The organism is Bradyrhizobium tropiciagri, assembly GCF_018130545.1.
Taxonomy (GTDB): Bacteria; Pseudomonadota; Alphaproteobacteria; order Rhizobiales; family Xanthobacteraceae; genus Bradyrhizobium; species Bradyrhizobium tropiciagri_A.
On the sequence record NZ_JAFCKF010000007.1, the window covers coordinates 340085 to 360035 of the forward strand.

Annotated in this window: 15 protein-coding genes; 11 read left to right on the forward strand and 4 right to left on the reverse strand. The window is 59.6% G+C overall.

The features are described from left to right. Positions 1-594: 594 nt before the first annotated feature. From JQ616_RS39935 to JQ616_RS29555, 3 genes are all read right to left on the reverse strand, one after another. Positions 595-768, reverse strand: coding sequence for a hypothetical protein (locus JQ616_RS39935; RefSeq protein ID WP_433996017.1), 174 nt, complete (start codon positions 766-768; stop codon positions 595-597). Positions 769-1610: 842 nt separating this feature from the next. Continuing rightward, a complete protein-coding gene (locus tag JQ616_RS29550) occupies positions 1611-1937 on the reverse strand; it encodes a hypothetical protein (protein ID WP_212020715.1) in 327 nt (108 codons plus the stop codon). An 11-nt stretch (positions 1938-1948) separates the two neighbouring features. Continuing rightward, positions 1949-3103 (reverse strand): acyl-CoA dehydrogenase family protein, encoded by a 1155-nt coding sequence (locus JQ616_RS29555; RefSeq protein WP_212020717.1) that lies wholly within the window; start codon positions 3101-3103, stop codon positions 1949-1951. Positions 3104-3426: 323 nt separating this feature from the next. Between JQ616_RS29555 and JQ616_RS29560 the strand changes: the two genes are divergently transcribed. The 6 genes from JQ616_RS29560 to JQ616_RS29585 all read left to right on the forward strand — a co-directional run bounded on the left by JQ616_RS29560 (position 3427) and on the right by JQ616_RS29585 (position 13321). Continuing rightward, on the forward strand, positions 3427-4614 hold the full coding sequence (locus JQ616_RS29560; RefSeq protein ID WP_212020719.1) for a lipid-transfer protein: 1188 nt from the start codon (positions 3427-3429) through the stop codon (positions 4612-4614). Positions 4615-4742: 128 nt separating this feature from the next. Then, positions 4743-7454 (forward strand): LuxR C-terminal-related transcriptional regulator, encoded by a 2712-nt coding sequence (locus JQ616_RS29565; RefSeq protein ID WP_212020721.1) that lies wholly within the window; start codon positions 4743-4745, stop codon positions 7452-7454. An 80-nt stretch (positions 7455-7534) separates the two neighbouring features. Continuing rightward, a complete protein-coding gene (locus JQ616_RS29570; RefSeq protein WP_212020723.1) occupies positions 7535-8329 on the forward strand; it encodes an enoyl-CoA hydratase/isomerase family protein in 795 nt (264 codons plus the stop codon). A 29-nt stretch (positions 8330-8358) separates the two neighbouring features. Continuing rightward, positions 8359-9564, forward strand: coding sequence for an acetyl-CoA C-acetyltransferase (locus tag JQ616_RS29575; RefSeq protein WP_212020725.1), 1206 nt, complete (start codon positions 8359-8361; stop codon positions 9562-9564). A gap of 12 nt (positions 9565-9576) precedes the next feature. After that, entirely contained in the window at positions 9577-11697 is a 2121-nt protein-coding gene (locus JQ616_RS29580) for a 3-hydroxyacyl-CoA dehydrogenase NAD-binding domain-containing protein (protein WP_212020727.1), read from the forward strand. Between the two features lie 58 nt (positions 11698-11755). Continuing rightward, positions 11756-13321 (forward strand): long-chain-fatty-acid--CoA ligase, encoded by a 1566-nt coding sequence (locus JQ616_RS29585; protein ID WP_212020729.1) that lies wholly within the window; start codon positions 11756-11758, stop codon positions 13319-13321. A gap of 64 nt (positions 13322-13385) precedes the next feature. On the opposite strand, the gene JQ616_RS29590 is transcribed toward JQ616_RS29585, so the two are convergent. After that, complete coding sequence (locus JQ616_RS29590) at positions 13386-14021, reverse strand: TetR/AcrR family transcriptional regulator (protein WP_212020731.1); 636 nt, start codon at positions 14019-14021, stop codon at positions 13386-13388. Positions 14022-14430: 409 nt separating this feature from the next. Between JQ616_RS29590 and JQ616_RS29595 the strand changes: the two genes are divergently transcribed. From JQ616_RS29595 to JQ616_RS29615, 5 genes are read left to right on the forward strand one after another with little or no spacing between them, the layout of a single operon-like run. Continuing rightward, positions 14431-15279 (forward strand): ABC transporter ATP-binding protein, encoded by an 849-nt coding sequence (locus tag JQ616_RS29595; RefSeq protein WP_212020920.1) that lies wholly within the window; start codon positions 14431-14433, stop codon positions 15277-15279. Further along, on the forward strand, positions 15276-16085 hold the full coding sequence (locus JQ616_RS29600) for an ABC transporter ATP-binding protein (RefSeq protein WP_212020733.1): 810 nt from the start codon (positions 15276-15278) through the stop codon (positions 16083-16085). The genes JQ616_RS29595 and JQ616_RS29600 overlap by 4 nt, the downstream gene beginning before the upstream one ends. Then, entirely contained in the window at positions 16072-18006 is a 1935-nt protein-coding gene (locus tag JQ616_RS29605) for an AMP-dependent synthetase/ligase (RefSeq protein WP_212020735.1), read from the forward strand. Before JQ616_RS29600 ends, JQ616_RS29605 begins: the two co-directional genes overlap by 14 nt. Then, positions 18006-18878, forward strand: a complete 873-nt coding sequence (locus tag JQ616_RS29610) for a branched-chain amino acid ABC transporter permease (RefSeq protein ID WP_212020737.1) — start codon at positions 18006-18008, stop codon at positions 18876-18878. Before JQ616_RS29605 ends, JQ616_RS29610 begins: the two co-directional genes overlap by 1 nt. Then, positions 18878-19924: a branched-chain amino acid ABC transporter permease gene (locus JQ616_RS29615; protein WP_212020739.1), complete on the forward strand. Its 1047-nt coding sequence runs from the start codon at positions 18878-18880 to the stop codon at positions 19922-19924. The genes JQ616_RS29610 and JQ616_RS29615 overlap by 1 nt, the downstream gene beginning before the upstream one ends. Positions 19925-19951: the final 27 nt, after the last annotated feature.

The following is a 19951-nucleotide window of genomic DNA, read 5'->3' on the forward strand; positions in this document are numbered from 1 at the left end:
TAGGAATTTATTCCATAATCAATATTATGCGAAATTAGATAACGTACTGTTTTCAATAAGATAGCCTTGTTGTATTCCGGAACGCATAGTTCCTGCAGAAAGTTGCTACCCGCGACGGGCATGCGACAAATGCCATATTCTCGTGGCGGTGTCGAACTTCAATTGACGATCCCATAATCGATCCTGCCCTGCTCATCTGCCACTGCGCCGTCCTTGACTCGTACGATCCTCATCGTGCGAATGCGGTCCGCTTGCCCAAGTGTCGTAGCCGTCCAGGTTTGTCGCGATAGCCACGGGACGCCCGACGTAGAGCCTACGCGAGGTCATGCCGGATACAGTGAATCATCCGGCGTTCCTTTTGGAGCGGCCTATTCGGGTAACCGTCATTATGGAATATCCGAAGTTGAATTTGCATCAAGATCTGTCGTTTTTCGTCCGATCTGAGTCGTTTGCGCTCGATCAGAGTCTAACAGGGCCAATCTAGCGGATTAAAGTTCATAGATCTTCGCTAGCGGGCGCTCCCGTGATCAAGCCAATATTAAAATCAATCGTTCTCGTTCCATCAAAGTCTGCTTCTAAACCGCCGACGCCTGCTCAAGTAGGCCCACCAAATCGTCTTAGCGTCCGCGCCAGCAATTCGTCGTCATCGATCACGCCGCGCGTCCACTCGTCCAGCGCCGCCTCGGTCTCTGGCAGTAAAACGCCACCATCGATCGCGTTGTTTCCAGCGGCAAACCGAGCAGCGTCGCGGCGAGATTCCAATTGCATCACCTGGCGAATGCGGGCGGCTACCGCGCTACGCCGTTTCACCCCTCCGCGATGAGGTCACGGCCGTCCAAAGTCCATCTATGCAGATTCTATTCGGCCTAACGAGCTAATCATAAGATATTGATATAATGAAGAAATTATTGGGTCTTTCATTCACTGAGGTGCATGAACGGAAGAGATGCGGCTCGGGTCGTTGAGGCTGTCCCTGCCCTCAACCCCCGGACCCTTGAGCCCGCTGGGTCAAAAATGACGCCGATGGAACCCGAATTCCGACCAAATGACTCTGATGGAACCAGAAAAAAGGAGCCAACATCTGTAGGCTGAAACTATTGGTTTTTCTCGCGCCGAGACTCAGATCGAACGCGAAACGACACGTGGCGCAAGCAGTTGGGAAGGCACAAGCCAAACCCTTTGGTTTTCATCATGGTCGGTACTGCCGCGACGTATCGTGAGATCGGCTCCGATGGGCACCTCGTCGCTATGGGCAAGATCGGTTGAGCCAGCGCCAGCGCTGATCGCCCGCAGATCACATGCCGAAATCCCAGGCGTGCGAGCGAAATGACTGCGGATCAGCCTAGTGAGTGCGGCAACAGCTTGTGCGCTTCCCGCGATCAGCTTCGAAAGCTCTTGCCGTCATCCATCTTATCGACTGCAAAGAGTGCCAGCGCGCCCCTCACGACGCAATCGCAAGCCTCGTCTCATGATTGAACGGAGGGATCTCGTTTGCGTTAGGCTAGGTGCGTCCGACCGGAAGACGCGCTGAGCTTTGCTACGACAAGCCTTGGCTTGCATGTCGGCGAGCGGTCGACGAAATCACTCTACTTGCGCTCCGACGACCGGGCTCAACGCTCCGCTATTTCGAGAGCGATCCCCGTGATCAGACCGTGGCATTCGAGGTCACCGATGAGGCAAGCTTCAGGCCGCCCGCGACCTGCGACGCCGGAATGACCGGGTTCAGCCATGTCGGACTGTTTACCACCAGTGCGGGACGAACTATTCTGGACCCAGGTCTGCAACGCCCGCGCCAGCGACCAGAAGGGGGCGAAGGACGCAGTGGCATGAGAGTAGTCCAGGCCGAGACGCTCGATAGTCTCGACCGCCTCCTTATCCTTGGAAGGTTGATCCTGCGGCCTCTGCATCTGGTGGTAGCGCAGCGATTGCAGCCGCACGGATCGCGAACTCAGAGGTGACGGCCGATCAAGTCCTTCATCAGTTCGTTTGCACCGCCATATATCGGCTCGATGCGCGCGTCGACAAACATCCTGCCGATCGGATACTCCATCATATATCCATGTCCGCCAAACAGCTGAAGGCAACGACTGACAATCTCACACTGCCGCTCGCTAGCCCACCACTTCGTCATTGACGCGAGTTCCGTGTCGAGTTTTCCAGATGTCATCCGCTCGATGATGAAGTCGACAAAGACACGCGCGATCATTGCGACCGTCTTGACCTCGGCGAGTTCGAAGCGGACATGCTGCAGATCAAGCAATCGCTTCTCAAATATGTCGCGGGTCTTCGCGTGTTGGACCGTTATAGCGTAGGCATGTTCCATGACTGCCGCACAATTCACTCCGACGAGCGCGCGTTCGTATGTCAAGTCCTGCATCATTTGGATGAAGCCCTGGCCTTCACAACCGCCCAGGATGGCGTCCGCGGGAACCCTGCAACCGTCGAAGAAGAGCTCGCAGGTGTCAGAACCATGCAATCCTACCTTTTTCAGCCGCCGCCCGACGCGAAATCCTGCCGTCGCCGCCTCGAAAAGAACAAGCGACACCCCCTTGGCCTTCTGCGTGGGATCCGTCTTGACCGCCAGTACAATGAGGTCGGCAATCGAGCCATTGGTAATAAACGTCTTCGCCCCCTCGATGATGTATTCGTCACCTGAGCGTATGGCACGGGTGCGCATATTCTGCAGATCCGTACCGCCGCCCGGCTCCGTCATGCCCATGGCTGCAATCCATTGACCATTGGCCAGCCGGGGCAGGTACTTTTTCCGCTGTTCTAGAGTCCCGTACCGCTCAATGTAGTGGGCCGCGATGACATGGATCTGCTTGCCGGGGCGAAAACTGGTATCTCCGACCAAACATAGCTCGTGCGCAATCGCTGCTTCGTGTGCGAAGCTTCCGCCGCTGCCACCATAGTCCGTGGAGATGTCAGGTAGCAATATTCCGAGCTCACCCGCTTTTTGCCACACGGTTCTGTCGGTCGCCCCTTCGGCAAGCCACCTTTCTTGGTTGGGCAGAACTTCTTCTGCGCAAAAGCGACGTGCCAAATCCGCAAGGGCCTCGATCTCTTCCGTATACCAGCGGGGTCGGGAACTCTCGATAAACATGCCATTTCCTCAAGAACGAGCCGACGACCGTCGGCGTGAACTTCTTAACGTACAGTGTGTGCCTCCAAATCGTCTGATGCGACGATTTCGCGTCACGGCCCATATCGTAAAATGCGGGTTGGGGCGCGCGCCCGACGACCGGGTATGCCTCAATTTTGCGTTCGCACGCGCTGATGCATGGCGCCGCGGAACGACGATGTGCCGCGCGGATGTTGAAGGACCGGTTCTTTGGTGATGGGTCCGAACCTGCCTTGCAGCTGGCAAGCCGTAGGGGCGCGAGATGGGAAAGACCTAGAGATTCGCTTGGCCAAAGGGATAACGGAATGAACAGCAGGGTCGTCGTTTGCGGCGTCGGCATGGTCCCTTTCGGCAAACCGGGATCGAGCGAATCTTACGAACTCATGGGAGCCAACGCAGCCAGAGCAGCTCTGGCCGACGCCGGTCTAACATATCAGCAGGTCCAGCAGGCCTATGTGGGGTATGTCTACGGCGATTCGTGCTCGGGTCAGGCAGCGCTCTACCGGGTCGGCTTGAGTGCTGTTCCGATCGTCAACGTCAATAATAACTGCGCCACCGGATCGACGGCACTGTACTTGGCTAGGCAGGCCGTGGCGCAAGGAGCCGTGGAGTGCGTACTGGCACTCGGCTTCGAACAAATGCGCCGAGGGGCAATCACCGCGCAGCATGAAGACCGCCCCGATCCCTCGCAGCGGCTCTTTGATTCCATGAGGGTGATCCAGGGGTTTGAACTGGAAACCCCGGTAGCCGCACAAATATTCGGAGGCGCAGGGCGTATGCACATGCGGCTCTATGGTACACGTCCTGAGACGTTCGCGCGCATCGCGGTCAAAGCGCGTGGCCACGCCGCGTACAATCCTTATGCTCTCTTCCGAACCCCTGTCACTTTGGAAGAGGTGCTTGCCTCGCCGACGGTCTTCGAACCCCTAACGAGGCTGCAATGCTGCCCGCCGACCTGCGGCGCAGCGGCCGCAGTTGTTTGCTCCGAAGCATTTGCGCGGCGCAACGGGCTCGATCGCTCCGTAGTCATTGCGGCGCAAACGATGACCACGGATGGCAACAGCAGTTTTGATGAAGACGATATGCGACGGCTGGCCGGCTACGACATGGCGCGGCGCGCCGCGATCCGCGCCTACGAGCAAGCGGCGGTCGGCCCTGACGAGATTGCGGTTGCCGAACTGCATGATTGCTTCACATCGAACGAGTTGATCAGCTACGAGGCGCTCGGTTTCGTCGCCGAGGGCGAGGCCGAAAAATTTGTCCTTGACGGCAATAACACGTATGGCGGACAGGTGGTTGTCAATCCCTCCGGCGGCTTGCTCTCCAAGGGACACCCTCTTGGCGCGACTGGGCTGGCACAATGTGCCGAACTTACTTGGCAGTTGCGCGGGCAAGCAGATCGACGCCAAGTCGAGGGCGCGCGGCTTGCGCTGCAACACAATCTCGGGCTCGGCGGTGCCTGTGTTGTCACATTATACGCCCGGGGGCTATAAGGCGGCGTGGAATTCTACCGCAAAATGGGGCGGTTATTGGAGACTGACCAATCGCCATGGCCAGCGGAAGCGATCGTGCGATCGAACGGACGCTGCGGGGAACCCACTCCGCAAGCGATCGCACAGGCATGCACCTGCAGCCGGCCGCGCTGAGTGCGAAGCTAGCCGTACCTCTGTCTACAGGCGACGCGATCGAACGCACGGACCTGTCGCAAAGAGTGCTAGCGGCGACCTCGGCACGTATCGTCTTGTTGCGGGCGCCGGCGGGCTTTGGCAAAACTACGTTGATGCTTGAGGTCCGGCGGAGATTGGAGGCATCGGCTATCCCGACGGCGTGGTTGACATTGGACCCGGCAGATAACGATGTCGGCCGTTTCTTGTACGCCGTACGAGCTGCACTAACGCCACTGATTTCGGGCCTCTCGAATGCTGCGCGTGACGCGGTTGGTCCAGACGAGGTGGCCCTGGGACTTATCGATGCAATCGCCGGCCATCAAGCGCCATTCGCACTGTTCCTCGATGATTTCGAAACTGTGCAGGGAGCTGCAGTGCTGGGTTTGGTTCGTGAGTTGATCAGCCATCTCCCAGCCGGTGCCCGCATAGTGATAGGCTCGCGCAACGTTCCGGAGCTTGGTCTGGGCCGCTTGCGGGCACACGGCAAGCTGTTCGAGATCGAACCTACACATCTTCGCTTTACAATCGAGGAAGCGGACTTCTATCTGCGTGATCGCAGAAGATTGGCTCTGTCCTATGACGACGTTGTGCGGCTGCATCGCAGCACCGAGGGATGGGTTGCAGCGCTCTGGCTCGCATCCGTTTCGCTGGAGAATCGACAGGATCCCCGTCAATTCATTGCGGGTTTTACCGGGGCGAATACCGCGATTGTCGAATATCTTTTGGACGACGTTCTTTCTCGACAGGACGAAAGAACCCGTCTTTTCTTGCTCCGAACCAGTATTGTTGCAGATCTCATTCCAACCCTATGTGATCGTCTGGACGACGCGACGGACAGCCTGGACGTACTATCGCGGCTGGAACGTGAGCACCTGTTTCTGATCCCTATTCAGGGGGACAGTCCCAGGTGGCGCCATCACAGCATGTTTGGTGAATTTCTTCGCGTGCAGCTTAAGCAGCAGTATCCCGACGAAGTTCCGGCTCTACATCGGGCAGCCGCCAAGTGGTATCTTGAACAGGACCGCCCTATCGCCGCGATCGAACACAGGCTTGCGGCTGGACAAGCTGATGAAGTTCTGCCGTTGCTCGCGCGACACGCCGAACAACTGCTCAATCGAGGGCGTGTACGCCTACTGGTGCGTTGGCTTGACCCTTTGCTTGAGCGAGGCCTGCTCCAGAATTGGCCGATGTTGCAGTTGGTTCACGCTTGGGCGGTCTTGCTCGGCCGAGGCCCGCGAGCCGCCGCGCCGCTTCTCGAGCGTCTTGACCAAGAAGAGCGTCCGGGGAGTGTCATGGATGCACACCGTCGTGCGCTTCGCCTGCTTTTCTTGGTCCTGCTCGACCGCACGGACGAGGCGAGAGAGCTTGCGGCGACCCTCGTGCGCGAAGTGCCTGGTCGCGTGGCGTTCGTGCGTGGGTTCGCTGAGGTGACTTTGGCCAATTTGGCGATGATTTCAGGCGAATACCAGGAAGCACTGAAACTCGCCGACGTCGCACGAAGCCACGAGCCGGACAATGCAAGCGGTATGATGCTCGCCCTCTCGGAGGCCGCTGAAGGAGCCGTTGACCTGACGCAGGGTCGGTTGCGAAAGGCCACGGCGCATCTCCGGCTTGCGGTTCGCGTAGGGACTGACGAAGTTTCCGGCGCGACCAACGGCAACGCCCTGGCCGGGGTGCTACTGGCTGAAGCGCTCTATGAGGCCAATCAACTTGTACAAGCGGAGCGCCTGCTGACGGTCTACATTCCACTCATCCGAGCGGTCGGCATTCCCGATCAATTGATTGTTGCACATACGATCATGGCACGTATCGCCTGGCGCAGCGGAGATCAGGACAGGGCGCAGCAATTGCTTGCTGAGCTGGAGTTGGCTGGACACCGCGAAAATCTCACCCGCGTGGTAGCCAGCGCCAGACTTGAACGGGCAAGGATGCTGACCATACAGGGGCGCATTGACCTTGCGAAAAGAGAGATCGAACGTTGCGCCGATACGGCGTTGTGGGACCGGCTCAACCGTCTTTCGCTGCGGGCCAACGAGGTAGAAACATACGAGCTGGGCGAAGCTCGTTGCGCGGTCCGGGGGTCCCAACCCGGTGCTGTAATCAACCGATTGCGCGCGGAGCTGGATGCTGCAGAAAGGGCGCAACGAGCGCGACGGGCGCTCACGCTACGGCTCATTCTGGCACAGGCCCACTACCGGGCTCGCCAGCCAAATAAAGCCATGCGGATTCTATCCAAGGCGGTCTGCTTCGCCGCAACCGAGGGATATCAAACTGCATTGCAGGATGAGGGACCACTCTTGCTCGACATGTTGCGCGAACTGCGGAAAACGCCCGACGTTCTCGGCAGCGGCACAGCGCCCTCAGTCGATGTTCTGTCTTTCATGGACAGGGTTCTCGGAGAACCCTCTCCAGTACCAGTGGCAAGTCCTCCAGGCGAAACCGTCACAATAGACGCGGCGACGTCAGAATCCTTTTCCCTGACGCGCAAGGAATTGAAATTGCTCGCACTCGCCGCGGATGGTCTATCTAACAATGAATTGGCCGAACGGCTCTTCGTAGCAGAGACAACCGTTAGGACACATCTGCGCAACATCAACGCGAAGCTCGGAACGCGCAGTCGGGTGGAGGCAATCGCCGTCGCCCGAAGATACGGGTTATTCCGCTAGGATTAGGCCGGCACGGTTTGTGGTCGAAAATCGTCGCAACCGACGATTTTTGTACATGCCGCAACCGATACTGTGCCGGGATGAACTCAACAAGCTCTTCTCTCCCCAGCGCGCTGGGGATCAAGACCACATGGGATCGTGGCGTCGCGAGGATCGAGTTCGATCTTGCGCAACCGAAAAACAGCTTCCGGGTTTCGGATGTCGAACGGCTTGACGCCGCGTTAGATGAGGCCAAAGCGGGAGGTGCTCGCTGCATTGTGCTGCGTGGCGCACGGGGCACGTTCTCGGCTGGATGGGACGTAACCTCGATCAATCCCGCGAGCGACGATCCGATGGCGATGATCACTGACGTCGTGGCGCCATTCTGTCGCAAGTTGCGTGCACTACCGGTGCCGACGATCTCAGCCGTGGCTGGCGTTGCCTTAGGCTTCGGTCTCGGCCTCGCATTGTGTTGCGACATATGCGTGGTGGACGGGGATGCGCGCGTTGGCAGCCCGTTCCGTGGGATCGGCATGGTGCCAGACACCGCCACGCACTATTTCTTTCTCACTCGCCTTGGGCAGGCAAAGGCTGCCGAACTCATCTACACCGGTCGTTTGATCACTGGCGCTGAAGCGGCGCAAATTGGTTTGGTCAATCGCGCAACGGAGGTCGGTTCAGTCAATGCCGCCGTTGACGAACTCGCCCTCTCAATAGCCGAAGGTCCGACGGCTGCATTCCGGCTGAGCAAAGAGATTCTGCTGGCCGGCGGCGATTTCGGTGGAATCTTAGCTCATGAGGGCCGTCAACTCGAACGCGTGTTCGAAACCGCGGATCTCAAGGAAGGCATTCGCGCCTTTCAACAGCGCCGTGCACCAAGATTCGAAGGGTGTTGATCCGCTCTTTCTCACCAGGAAACACAAATATGAACGACGCATTTATTCTCGACGCAGTGCGCACTCCACGCGGCAAGGGGCGTGCGAGCGGAGCTTTGCACGAGGTCGGCCCCGCACGGCTGGCGGCGCAGACGCTGTTAGCGCTAAAGGAGCGCAACGGCTTTTCGCCGGACCAGATCGCCGACGTGATCTTAGGCTGCGGAGAGCCGTCGCTCGAGCAAGCTTCTGATATTGCAAAGGCTGCCACCTTCGCAGCGGGGTTTGCCGAGGTGCCGGGAGCTCAACTCAATCGGTTCTGTGGATCGGGGTTGGAGGCGTGCAATTTCGCGTCGGCGATGATCATCGCCGGCCAGGCCGAATTGATGATCGCTGGCGGTGTCGAAAGCATGTCGCGCGTACCCATGTTCGCCGGAGGCGGTGCATGGGTGACAGATCCGCAGATTACGATTCCGAACCGCATCGTTCCACAGGGAGTTTCTGCAGATCTGATTGCTACTCTCTACGGCTTCACGCGTTCGGACGTCGACACCTATGCCGCTCAAAGCCAGCATCGCGCAGCCACCGCTTGGCAAGAAGGTCGATTTTCTCGTTCGATCGTCCCGGTGTGCGATGTGAACGGTCTGACGATCCTGGATCGCGACGAGCATGTACGCGCGGATACCACTGTGGCGTCGCTCGGCTCATTAGAGCCTTCATTCCAGGCGCTGGGGCGACAAATGGGCTTCGATGGAATGGCCTTGCAGCGCTACCCTGAACTTGACACCATCGAGCATGTCCACCATGCCGGGAATTCGTCGGGCATCGTCGATGGCGCCTCGGCAGTCTTGATCGGCAGCAGTACTGCCGCGGACCGGCTCGGTGTAAAGCCACGTGCACGGGTGCGTACGTTTGGAACGGTGGGCAGCGAGCCCACGATCATGCTGACCGGCCCTATACCGGCGACCGAGGCGGTGCTCAAACGTGCCGGCATGTCGGTACGCGACATTGATCTGTTCGAATGCAACGAAGCTTTCGCGGCTGTCGTACTCCGCTTCATTCAAGCCCTGAACATTCCGTTGGATAAAGTCAACGTCAACGGCGGCGCAATTGCCATGGGACATCCGCTTGGAGCGACCGGCGCGATGTTGCTGGGTACTGTGTTGGATGAACTCGAACGACGCGACCTTTCCACCGGCCTGGTGACCCTCTGCATCGGCGGAGGTATGGGCATCGCAATGATCATCGAACGCGTCTGAGGAACCACGGATATGATTGAATACCAGCTCGATACCGACGGTGTTGCGACGTTGACCTGGAACGTCTCGGATCGACCCATGAACGTCCTTAACCAAGCGTCGATCGCAGCCTTCACCGAGGCTGTTGAGAGGGCCATCAACGACCAGAACGTGAAGGGCGTCATCGTGACGTCTTCTCGCCCCGAATTCGTCGCTGGCGGAGACCTTGATCTCATCAGAGACATACGGGATGTCCAGCAGTCGATGGAATGCTCAGGACCCATCTCACGGATTCTGCGCCGATTGGAGACGTCGAAGAAACCCTTCGTTGCGGCCATCAACGGCAGCGCACTTGGAGGCGGCTTGGAGATTTGCCTCGCATGTCACCACCGGATCGTAGCAGACGATCCGAACATCCAGCTCGGGCTACCGGAGGTCACGATTGGGTTATTGCCCGCCGCTGGTGGAACGCAACGCCTGCCACGAATGATCGGCATCAAGAAGGCCCTGCCCTATCTCCTTGAAGGCCGAAAGGCGGATCCAGCCAAGGCGCTCGAGGCCGGAATCGTGGACGCTATGGTGCCGTCGACCGAATTGCTCTCACGCGCCCGCGCCTGGCTTCTTTCGGCTCCTGCAGAGGCGGTGACCAAGCCATGGGACCGAAAGGATTTTCGCTTCCCCGGTGGCGCGCCACAGAGCCCAGGCTCAATACAGATATTTTTTGGTGCATCCGGAAGCCTCCTGACAAAAACCCAGGGCAACTATCCGGCGCCGGAGGCGATTCTGGCCTGCGTATACGACGGGTGTCAGGTCGATATCGATACGGGTTTGAAGATCGAGCAACGCCAATTCGCGCGGCTCGCGACCTCACCGTCGACCAAGAACATGATCCGCATCCTCTTTTACGACATGAATGATGCGAACCGGCTCGCCGGGCGTCCTAAAGAGGTGCCGAAACGCTCCTTCAAGAAGATTGCAATTCTCGGCGCCGGCATGATGGGCGCAGGACTTGCACACGTCGCTTCGATGGCTGGTCTTGAGGTTGTGTTGCTGGATGTCAGCAAGGATGCGGCCGAAAAGGGCAAGGCATACGGCGCGAAAATTCTTGAGGGCCAGGTTGCGAGAGGACGGATCAGCGAGTCAGTGCGAGACACTGCGCTTGGGCGCGTGGTTCCCACGACGAACTATGCCGACTTATCGGACTGCGATCTGGTGATCGAAGCTGTCTTCGAGGACCGTGCGATTAAGGCTGAGGTGACGCGTAAGGCTGAGGCCGAAATTCGCGACGACGCCATCTTCGCGTCCAACACGTCCACGCTTCCCATTGGCGGCCTGGCCACGGTTTCGAAGCGCCCGGCCAGGTTCGTTGGGATGCATTTCTTCTCGCCGGCTGAGAAGATGCCGCTGGTGGAGATCATCCGTGGTGCCGGCACAAGCGACGAAACGATCGCAGAGGCGCTCGACTTTGCGAAGCGGATTCGAAAGACGCCCATCGTTGTCAATGATTGCCCATCCTTCTACGCAAACAGAGCCTTCGCGATGTATCCCTACGAGGCGATGACGATGCTCGCGGAAGGCGTGAATCCCAATCTGATCGAAAACGCCGGTCGCATGACGGCCATGCCGATGCCACCACTGGCCCTGATCGACGAAGTCTCCGTTGAGTTACTCTACAAGGCCATGAAACAGGCACGCGCCGATCAAGGTAACTCCTATCAGACGCAACCGCAGGACACCATTCTGATCACCATGGTCGAGCAACTTAAGAGACTTGGTCGGAAAACGGGACGCGGCTTCTACGATTACCCGTCAGACGGCGGCCGAAAGCTATGGACTGGGCTTGCGGACCATTTCCCACTGGCGACGAGGCAGCCGAACGTCGAGGAGGTTCGCGAGCGCCTCATGTATTCACAATCACTCGAGGCGGCCCGTTGCGTTGCCGAAGGAATCGTTAGTGTTCGCGACGCGGATATCGGTTCGCTGCTAGGTTGGGGTTTCCCGTCGTTCCTTGGTGGCGTGTTGGGTCAGATCGACACGGTCGGCCTTCCACGCATGATCGCGGCTTGCGATCGTCTGGCTGAGCAGATGCCGGAACGGTACGCGGTGCCGCAGATCCTTCGCGACATGGCGGCAAGTGGCCGAACGTTTCACTAAAAAGTTGAGAGTCTGAGCGCCAAGGGGCGCCAAACTCGCCAAAAAATCGGGAGGAGTGATGAATCTCCAGTCACTAGCGGACGTTCCACGTCGGCACGCAGCAACATCGCCATCACGGATTGCACTACAGTGTGAATCACGACGTACGACCTATGGGCAATGGGACCTGATATGCAATCGCGTTGCGAATGCGCTCGAAGGTTTGGGTGCTCCGGCGGGCGCTCGCGTAGGCTATCTTGGAAAGAACTCGGACATCTTCTTTCACGCGTTGTTCGGCTGCGCGAAGATCGGGGCGGTCTTGGTTCCGATAAACTGGCGGTTGGCGCTTCCTGAAATCTGCTTCATCTTGAAGGATGCCAATTGCAAGCTGCTCTTCATTGGAGCCGAATTCGGATCCTTGATTGAAACTATCCGTCGTGAGTGTCCGGGCCTCCAGACGATCGTTGGAACGGAGGACTCTATTCCGGGTGTCACGTCATTCCACGACTGGCTCGCCGGACAGCCTGAGCTGGATCCGAGGAGGCCCATTGCGGCGGATGACGTCGTCCTCCAGCTCTACACTTCGGGTACCACCGGACTTCCAAAGGGTGCGCAGCTCACGCACCGGAATCTGTTATTTTCGACGAAGCTCAGTCAGACTGCACACTTTGGCAATTGGCGCGATGATGACATCTGCGTGCTGCCGCTGCCGCTCTTCCATGCAGGCGGGGTCGTGTTTGGTCTCAATACCCCTTGCGCGGGCGGCACTGTTATCGTGGTCCGTGAAGCGCAGCCACCTCTGATTCTCGAAGCCTTCAGGAGCGCGCCGGGCCCGGTGACCAGACTTGGCCTAGTGCCGGCTGTCATCAAGGCGGTACTCGATCATCCCGAGTTTCCGACGATCGACTTTTCAAACTTGCGAACACTGACCTACGGTGGCTCGCCGATCACGCTCGAAGTGCTGCAAAGGGCGATTAATACCATCGGCCCAGTTTTGCTTCAGCTTTTTGGAATGACCGAGACAGCAACGGTTGGAACGGCCCTCCTGCCATCGGATCACGATCCGCAGAACACAATTCGTTTGACGTCATGCGGACGCCCACTTCCAGGGGTCGATATCCGAATCGTCGCTTCCGATGGCAAGCCGGCACAAGTGGGCAAGGCCGGTGAGGTGCGTATTCGTTGTGGCGCAGTGATGGCGGGCTATTGGAATCGTCCCGAAGCTACCGCTGCTGCGCTGAAGGGAGGGTGGTATCACACTGGTGACGTGGGATATTTCGATGCCGACGGCTATCTCTACATTCAGGATCGGCTCAAGGACATGATCATCTCAGGAGGGGAGAATGTCTATCCGGCTGAGGTCGAGCGGGTACTGATCGAACATCCTGCCGTTGCAGATGTCGCGATTTTCGGCATACCTGATGCGAAATGGGGCGAAGCGGTGAAGGCGGCCGTGGTGCTGCGGGCTGGACAGAACTTATCCCAAGACGATCTCATCGCCTTTGCCCAAAAGCAACTCGGCGCATTCAAATGTCCTAAGAGCGTCGACTTTATTGCGGAACTACCCCGGAATGCATCCGGTAAAGTGCTAAAGCGTGTGCTAAGAGAGCCGTATTGGACTGGGGTCCCCCGCAACGTGGGTTGAGGGCGGCTCAAGTCCAATCGCCTTTGCCAAAAATAAGTTGTACGAACCCCGGCGGCACAGGTGCTCACGCGCCTTGCCGAAGGGCGTTCTTCTTTACCGCTTGAGACGTGGGCATGGTAAACCCATACAAAAATAGATCTACGATCATATCAGCGAATTCGGTTGGAGTGATGCCGCCCGCCGGATCGAACCAAGTATGGCTGAAATTGAGAATGCCGAACAGCATCATCGTGTAGATCTTCTTGGTCCGCTTGACGATCTTGCCTTCCTTGTCCAGACGGATCAGGAGATCAGACACGAGATCGACGATCTGCCGCTCAAGCGACTTGATCATGGCCTGCTCGGACTCGCTCAGGAATGTCAAATCGTTCAGGATCAGCCGCTGCTCGTTCGACGAGAGCGCGTTAAGCTCCACGATGGCGCGGATAGCCACGCGAAACTGATCTAGCGTCGTGGACTTGCTGGCGATCGCGGTTTCGACGTCGGCAATCATCTGCCGAACATGCGCATCGAGTATAGCGAACAGGATCGCTTCCTTCGACTGGAAGTAGTGATAGAGCGCTCCTCGCGAGAGCCGACAAGCTTCAGCCAATTCAGCAATCGACGCGCGTGTGTAACCCTGCTGGGCAAATAGCTCGCATGCGGCAGTTAGAATGCCCTGCTGAATATCATCGTAATTCTCAGAACGAGTCCGCGCCATCGCAGCCTTTCGTATCCGCCCACCAGCCAGGGTAGCGAAATCTAAAGATTCCCGACGTTTTGGTTACTGCCCAGACCCCACTGGGCGCAACGACATTTGGCCGGAAATCGCGATTTTCCCTCAAAAATTATTTGAACGGCCAGCCGGATTATAATATCCTCTGAGCCAATAGCAACTTGACCGGCGGATTGCACCGCTGGCGCCGTTGGAGGGGGAGGAACATCGTGCGGAGGCCCAATTCACACATCGTTGTTGCGTCAGAAGCAGTGTCGGCCAGACCGGACAAGGTCCTGCGGCTTGCCCTGCTCCGGCGGCCTCCGCCAGCCGTCGAGAGGGCCCCAGTGTGGTCGCGAGGCGATCTTTGCCGGGCGCGACATATCTGCGCGGGCTGACCGGGTTGCCTCCAATCATGACAGCCTCGCCCTCTGTTTCCCCGACCATCGATCCAACCGAATCGGCGCGCGAAAGCCTGCTCGAGTTTCGCAACGTTCGCATCGTCTACGACAACGCGATCGAAGCGATCCGCGACGTGAGCATTGCCGTGCCGGCGAGCGGAATCGTCGCCCTGCTCGGCTCGAACGGAGCCGGCAAATCGACACTGCTGAAGGCGATGTCCGGGATTCTCCATACCGAGGAAGGCGAGCTCGAAAACGGCTCGATCAGCTTTCGCGGCGAGAGCGTGCACCACCTTGCCCCGGACGAACTCGTCCGGCGCGGTATCGTACAGGTGCCGGAAGGCCGTCGCGTCTTCCCAGCGCTGACCATCGATGAAAACCTCCAGATGGGGGGATACACAAAGAGCGCGGCCGAAACTCGCCAGCAACGAGAAAAGGTATTCGGGATGTTTCCCCGCCTCTACGAACGGCGCGACCAGATCGCGGGTTACATGTCCGGTGGCGAACAACAAATGCTGGCAATCGGGCGTGCACTGATGACTGGCCCGGCGCTGTTGGCGCTCGACGAGCCTTCGCTTGGGCTCGCGCCACTGATCATCGACCGCATCTACGAAGTAATAGCGAAACTCCGCGACGAAATGAAATTGACGGTGCTGCTTGTCGAGCAGAACGCGCAGCGCGCGCTCGACATCTGCGACTACGCCTACATCCTCGAGACCGGGCGGGTCGTGCTCGACGGCACGGCGCGCAAGCTCAGCGCCAACGAGGACGTGCAGGAATTCTATCTCGGCGTATCGGGCTCCGGTAGGAAAAGCATGCGTGACGTCAAGCACTACAAGCGGCGCAAGAGGTGGCTCTCGTGAGTCCCCTGCTCTCGGTCGAAAACCTCAGCAAGAGTTTTGGCGGCCTGAAGGCCGTCGCCGACATCAATTTGTCGGTCATGGCCGGCGAGATCTGCAGCGTGATCGGCCCCAATGGCGCCGGCAAGACGACGCTGTTCAACATGATCAGCGGCGTCCTGCGTCCGAGCGGCGGACGGGTCGTGTTCGACGGCACGGACCTGTCCCGCGTGTCGCCCTCGCGCTTTGCGGCCATCGGGATTGGCCGCACCTTCCAGAACCTCGCCCTGTTCAAGCACGGCACCGCCGCCGAGAACATCCTCACCGGGCGCCACACCCACCTGCGCTCGACCGTTCTCGATGCCGTGCTCTACTTCGGCCGCACGCGCAAGGAGGAGATCGAGGCGCGGCGCTACGTCGAACGGATCATCGAATTCCTCGAGATCGAGCATATCCGCGACGCCGTCGTAGGCACGCTGTCCTACGGACAACAGAAGCGCGTCGAGCTCGCCCGCGCGCTGGCATGCCAGCCGAAACTCTTGCTACTGGACGAGATGGTGTCCGGCATGAACCAGGAGGAGACCGAGGACATCGCCCGCTTCGTGCTCGATATCCGCGACGAGCTCGGCATCACCGTCGTGATGATCGAGCACGAGATGCGGATCGTGATGGACATTTCGGACCGCGTCCATGTCCTGAATTTCGGCCGCAAGATCGCCGGCGGCACGCCTGACGAGGTGCGGCGCGACCCGGCCGTCGCGGAGGCCTATCTCGGCGGACATCGCCCCCAGGCGCCAGCCCAGAAGACGGATCCTCATGTCGGTGCTTGATATGTTGCGGACGGTGCACTCGGAGCCGTCGACGGGAACGAAACGCAGCGCGGGCGGTCGCGAGGTCGCGTCGCTGCAGCACGCACTGCAGAATGCCGCCATCACCATTCCGCAATTGCTGCACGAACGTGCCGCCCTGCACGGCGACGGGCTGGCGCTGCGCGAGAAGGAATACGGTATCTGGAACCGCTACTCCTGGCGCCACTACTACGAGACCGCCCGCGCGGTCGCGCTCGGCCTGCTCTCGCTCGGCATCAAGCCGGGCGACCGGGTGGCGATTGCGGGCGAGGATACGCCGGAATGGTTCTATGCCGACCTCGGCATTCAGATGATCGGCGCCATCGCGGTCGGCATCTATCCGACCAACCCATGGGTCGAGCTGCAATACATCGTCCGACACTCCGGCTCCCGCGTCGTCATCACCGGCGACCAGGAGCAGACCGACAAGGTGCTGGAGGCGATGGCGAAGGAGGGCGGCCTGCCCGCGCTCGAGGCGATCGTCTGCATCGACATGAAGGGCCTGAGGCACTACCGCCAGGAGCAGCTCATGTCGTTCGACCGGTTATGCGAGCTCGGCCGGACCTATGCCGCCGAACATCCGGAGGCGAACGCGACGCTCGACCGCCTAATTTCGCAAGGCGCGCCCGACGACACTTGCATCCTGGTCTACACATCCGGCACCACCGGCCCGCCGAAAGGCGCGATGCTCACCCACCGCAACCTTATCTATTCAGCATACACCTATGCCGGCACGGTCGGGATCGCCGGCAAGCGCTTCGAGTCCGTCTGCTACCTCCCGCTCTGCCATGTCGCCGAGCGCTGCTATTCGGAAGTGATGCAGCTCGTCCTCGGCGGCATCGTCAATTTTGCCGAGTCGATCGACACTGTCGCCCTCGACATCCGCGAAATCGGTCCAACCTTCTTCGTCGGCGTTCCCCGCATCTATGAAAAGCTGCAGCAGAACTTCCTGTTCAGGCTCGGCGAGAGCGGGCCCCTGCGCCAGCGTGTCACACGCGCCTGCCTCGCACTCGGCCGCACGCTCTCCGATCGCCGCCAGCAGGGGCGGGAATCCTGGGGTGACCGTCTGCTTTATGGAACGCTTTATCTCCTGATGTTTCGCAACATGCAGCGGCATCTCGGTCTTGCCAACAGCCGCCACCGGCTCTGCGCCGGCGCATCGATCTCGCCGGAGATGCTACGCTTCTTCGACATCATCGGCCGGCCGGTCTCGCAAGGCTATGGCCTGACCGAATCCGGCGGCGTTGCTTTCATCCAGAATGAGACCCAACACCGCATCGGCGGGTGCGGCGTACCGATGCCGCAGACCGAATGGAAGCGCGATTCCGACGGCGAAATCCTTTTGAAGAATCCCGGCGTCTTCAAAGGGTATTTCCTTGACGAGAAGGCCTCGATCGCGTCGATCGAGCCGGGCGGATGGCTGCGCACCGGCGACATCGTCGAGGTCATCGACAATGGCGAGATCGCGGTGGTCGACCGCAAGAAGGCGATCATCATCACCGCCGGCGGCAAGAACATCGCGCCTTCCGAGATCGAGAACGCGCTGAAGGATTCCGAATTCATCAAGGAAGCGATCGTGGTCGGCGAAGCCCGGAAATATCTCGGCGCAATCATCCAGATCGACTACGACAATGTCGGACGTTGGGCGCGCGACCGCGCCCTCGCCTACACTGACTACAAATCGCTGTCGCAACTGCCCGAGGTGCGGGAGCTCGTGGAGCGGATCGTCAACGAGACCAACAAGCGCTTCGCCCGCGTCGAAAACATCCGCCGCTTCGCCATCCTGGAGAAGGAGCTCGACCACGACGACGGCGAATTGACCGCAACGCAGAAGGTTCGGCGCGCCATGATCGAGAAGAAATTCGCGCGCGAGCTGGCCATCATCTATCCGGCGGAGGGCTGATGCAGTACCTGATCCAGCTTCTGATCTCCGGCCTCGCCATCGGCGCCATCTATGGCCTGATCGCGATGGCTTTTGCGGTGATCTACAAGTCGACCGGACTCGTCAATTTCGCGCAGGGCGAGATGACGATGATCGTCGCCTATGTCGCCTGGACCATCTCGACCACGATCAGCGGCAACATCTTCGTGGTCGCATTCGGCGCGATCGTCGCGGCGGTCCTGCTCGGCCTCGTCATCGAGCGCGTGGTGATGCGGCCGATGCTCGGAGAGCCGGTGTTTTCGACCGTCATGGTGACGATCGGACTCGCCGTGATCCTGCGCTCGTCCATCAACTTCATCTGGGACGCCTATCCGCACGCGCTCGATCTCGGCGTCGGCCGCGACGTCGTCCGCGTCGGTTCCATCGGCGTGCGCACCGGACAGATCGCCGTGATCACGACCTTGCTGCTCTTGCTCGTCGGCATCTGGGCCTTCTTCCGCTACTCCAAGTTCGGCGTCGCGATGCGGGCGGTGGCCGCCGATGACCGGACCGCACTCCTGATGGGCATCAGTGCGCCGCGCGTCCATGGCTTTGCCTGGGCAGCCTCGTCGGCGATCGCTGGCATCGCGGGCGTTTTCTTTGCACTGTCCTACGATCTGTCGCCCGTGATGTTCCAGCTCGGACTGAAGGCGTTCCCGGCCACCATCCTCGGCGGTCTCGATGCGGTGCTCGGCTCCGGCCTCGGCGGCCTGTTGATCGGCATCACCGAGAACCTCGCCGGCGGCTATGTCGGCTCCGGCATGAAGGAGGTAGCGGGCTTTCTCATGATCATCGTCGTGCTGATGATCCGGCCGTTCGGGATCTTTGGCGAACGCGACATCGAGAGGGTCTGATGCGTACCGGCGATTTCAAGGAAACATATGGCGAGCTCGTCGCGCTGACTGATTCACCGCCGGTGTGGCTGTGGTCGGCCGTGCTGCTGCTCGCACTCATCCTCGCGCCCTATATCCTCAACTCGTACGCGCTATCCTTCATGATCATGATCCTGATCACCGTGGTCGGTGCGCTCGGCCTCAACATTCTGACGGGCTATACCGGACTGATCTCACTAGGCCATGTCGGCTTCCTCGTTACCGGCGCCTACGCGTATGCCATCGCCGTTTCAAAATATGGCCTGCCTCCCGTCGCGGGCTTCGTCGCGGCGGGGGTCGTTCCGGCTGTGGCAAGCCTGATCGTCGGTACTCCCTCGTTGCGGCTGAAGGGGCTGTATCTGGCGATCACGACGCTCGCATTTTCCTTCATCATCAACACGCTGATCCTTGAGGCACGCTGGCTCACCAACGGCGCGCGCGGCATTGCGGTGCAGCGCCCCATACTGTTCGGTGTCAGCTTCGACAGCGATGCAGCCTTCACCTATCTTTGCCTCGGCTTTGCTCTTGCCGCGCTGCTCGCCACGCTTAATATCCGGCGCAGCCGTGTCGGGCGGGCCTTTGTCGCGATCCGCGACAACGACACCGCCGCACGGGTCATGGGCATCAACCTGCATGCCTACAAGCTGATCGCCTTCGCCACCTCGGCCTTCGTCACCGGGCTCGCCGGCGCGCTCTACGGCATCTATCTGTCCTTCGTTAGCGTCGAGGGCTTCCCGTTCCTCCTGAGCATCGAGGCGCTTGCGATCCTGATCGTAGGCGGGCTTGGCTCCGCGCTAGGCGCCGTGCTCGGCACCGTCCTCATCGTGCTTTTGCCTGAGGTCACGCGGCTGCTGTTCAACCTGTTCAGTGCGCAGATGGACGCCATGTTCACGACCGGCGCGCAGGAGCTGAAGAGCATGCTCTACGGCCTCGTCATCATCCTGTTCCTGCGCTTTCAGCCGCGCGGCCTGGTCGGTGCCTGGCACGACATCAGGCGGTTCTGGGTGCACTGGCCGCTGCGCTACTGAGACAACGAAGCAATCAACGAGGGAGGA

Excerpts from the sequence above, each read along its gene's own strand:
- JQ616_RS29610 (WP_212020737.1), top strand. The coding sequence starts at position 18,006 with ATGCAGTACCTGATCCAGCTTCTGATCTCCGGCCTCGCCATCGGCGCC.
- JQ616_RS29565 (WP_212020721.1), top strand. The coding sequence starts at position 4,743 with ATGCACCTGCAGCCGGCCGCGCTGAGTGCGAAGCTAGCCGTACCTCTG.
- JQ616_RS29590 (WP_212020731.1), bottom strand. The coding sequence starts at position 14,021 with ATGGCGCGGACTCGTTCTGAGAATTACGATGATATTCAGCAGGGCATT.
- JQ616_RS29605 (WP_212020735.1), top strand. The coding sequence starts at position 16,072 with ATGTCGGTGCTTGATATGTTGCGGACGGTGCACTCGGAGCCGTCGACG.
- JQ616_RS29615 (WP_212020739.1), top strand. The coding sequence starts at position 18,878 with ATGCGTACCGGCGATTTCAAGGAAACATATGGCGAGCTCGTCGCGCTG.
- JQ616_RS29570 (WP_212020723.1), top strand. The coding sequence starts at position 7,535 with ATGAACTCAACAAGCTCTTCTCTCCCCAGCGCGCTGGGGATCAAGACC.
- JQ616_RS29595 (WP_212020920.1), top strand. The coding sequence starts at position 14,431 with ATGACAGCCTCGCCCTCTGTTTCCCCGACCATCGATCCAACCGAATCG.
- JQ616_RS29560 (WP_212020719.1), top strand. The coding sequence starts at position 3,427 with ATGAACAGCAGGGTCGTCGTTTGCGGCGTCGGCATGGTCCCTTTCGGC.
- JQ616_RS29585 (WP_212020729.1), top strand. The coding sequence starts at position 11,756 with ATGAATCTCCAGTCACTAGCGGACGTTCCACGTCGGCACGCAGCAACA.
- JQ616_RS39935 (WP_433996017.1), bottom strand. The coding sequence starts at position 768 with ATGCAATTGGAATCTCGCCGCGACGCTGCTCGGTTTGCCGCTGGAAAC.
- JQ616_RS29555 (WP_212020717.1), bottom strand. The coding sequence starts at position 3,103 with ATGTTTATCGAGAGTTCCCGACCCCGCTGGTATACGGAAGAGATCGAG.
- JQ616_RS29580 (WP_212020727.1), top strand. The coding sequence starts at position 9,577 with ATGATTGAATACCAGCTCGATACCGACGGTGTTGCGACGTTGACCTGG.
- JQ616_RS29575 (WP_212020725.1), top strand. The coding sequence starts at position 8,359 with ATGAACGACGCATTTATTCTCGACGCAGTGCGCACTCCACGCGGCAAG.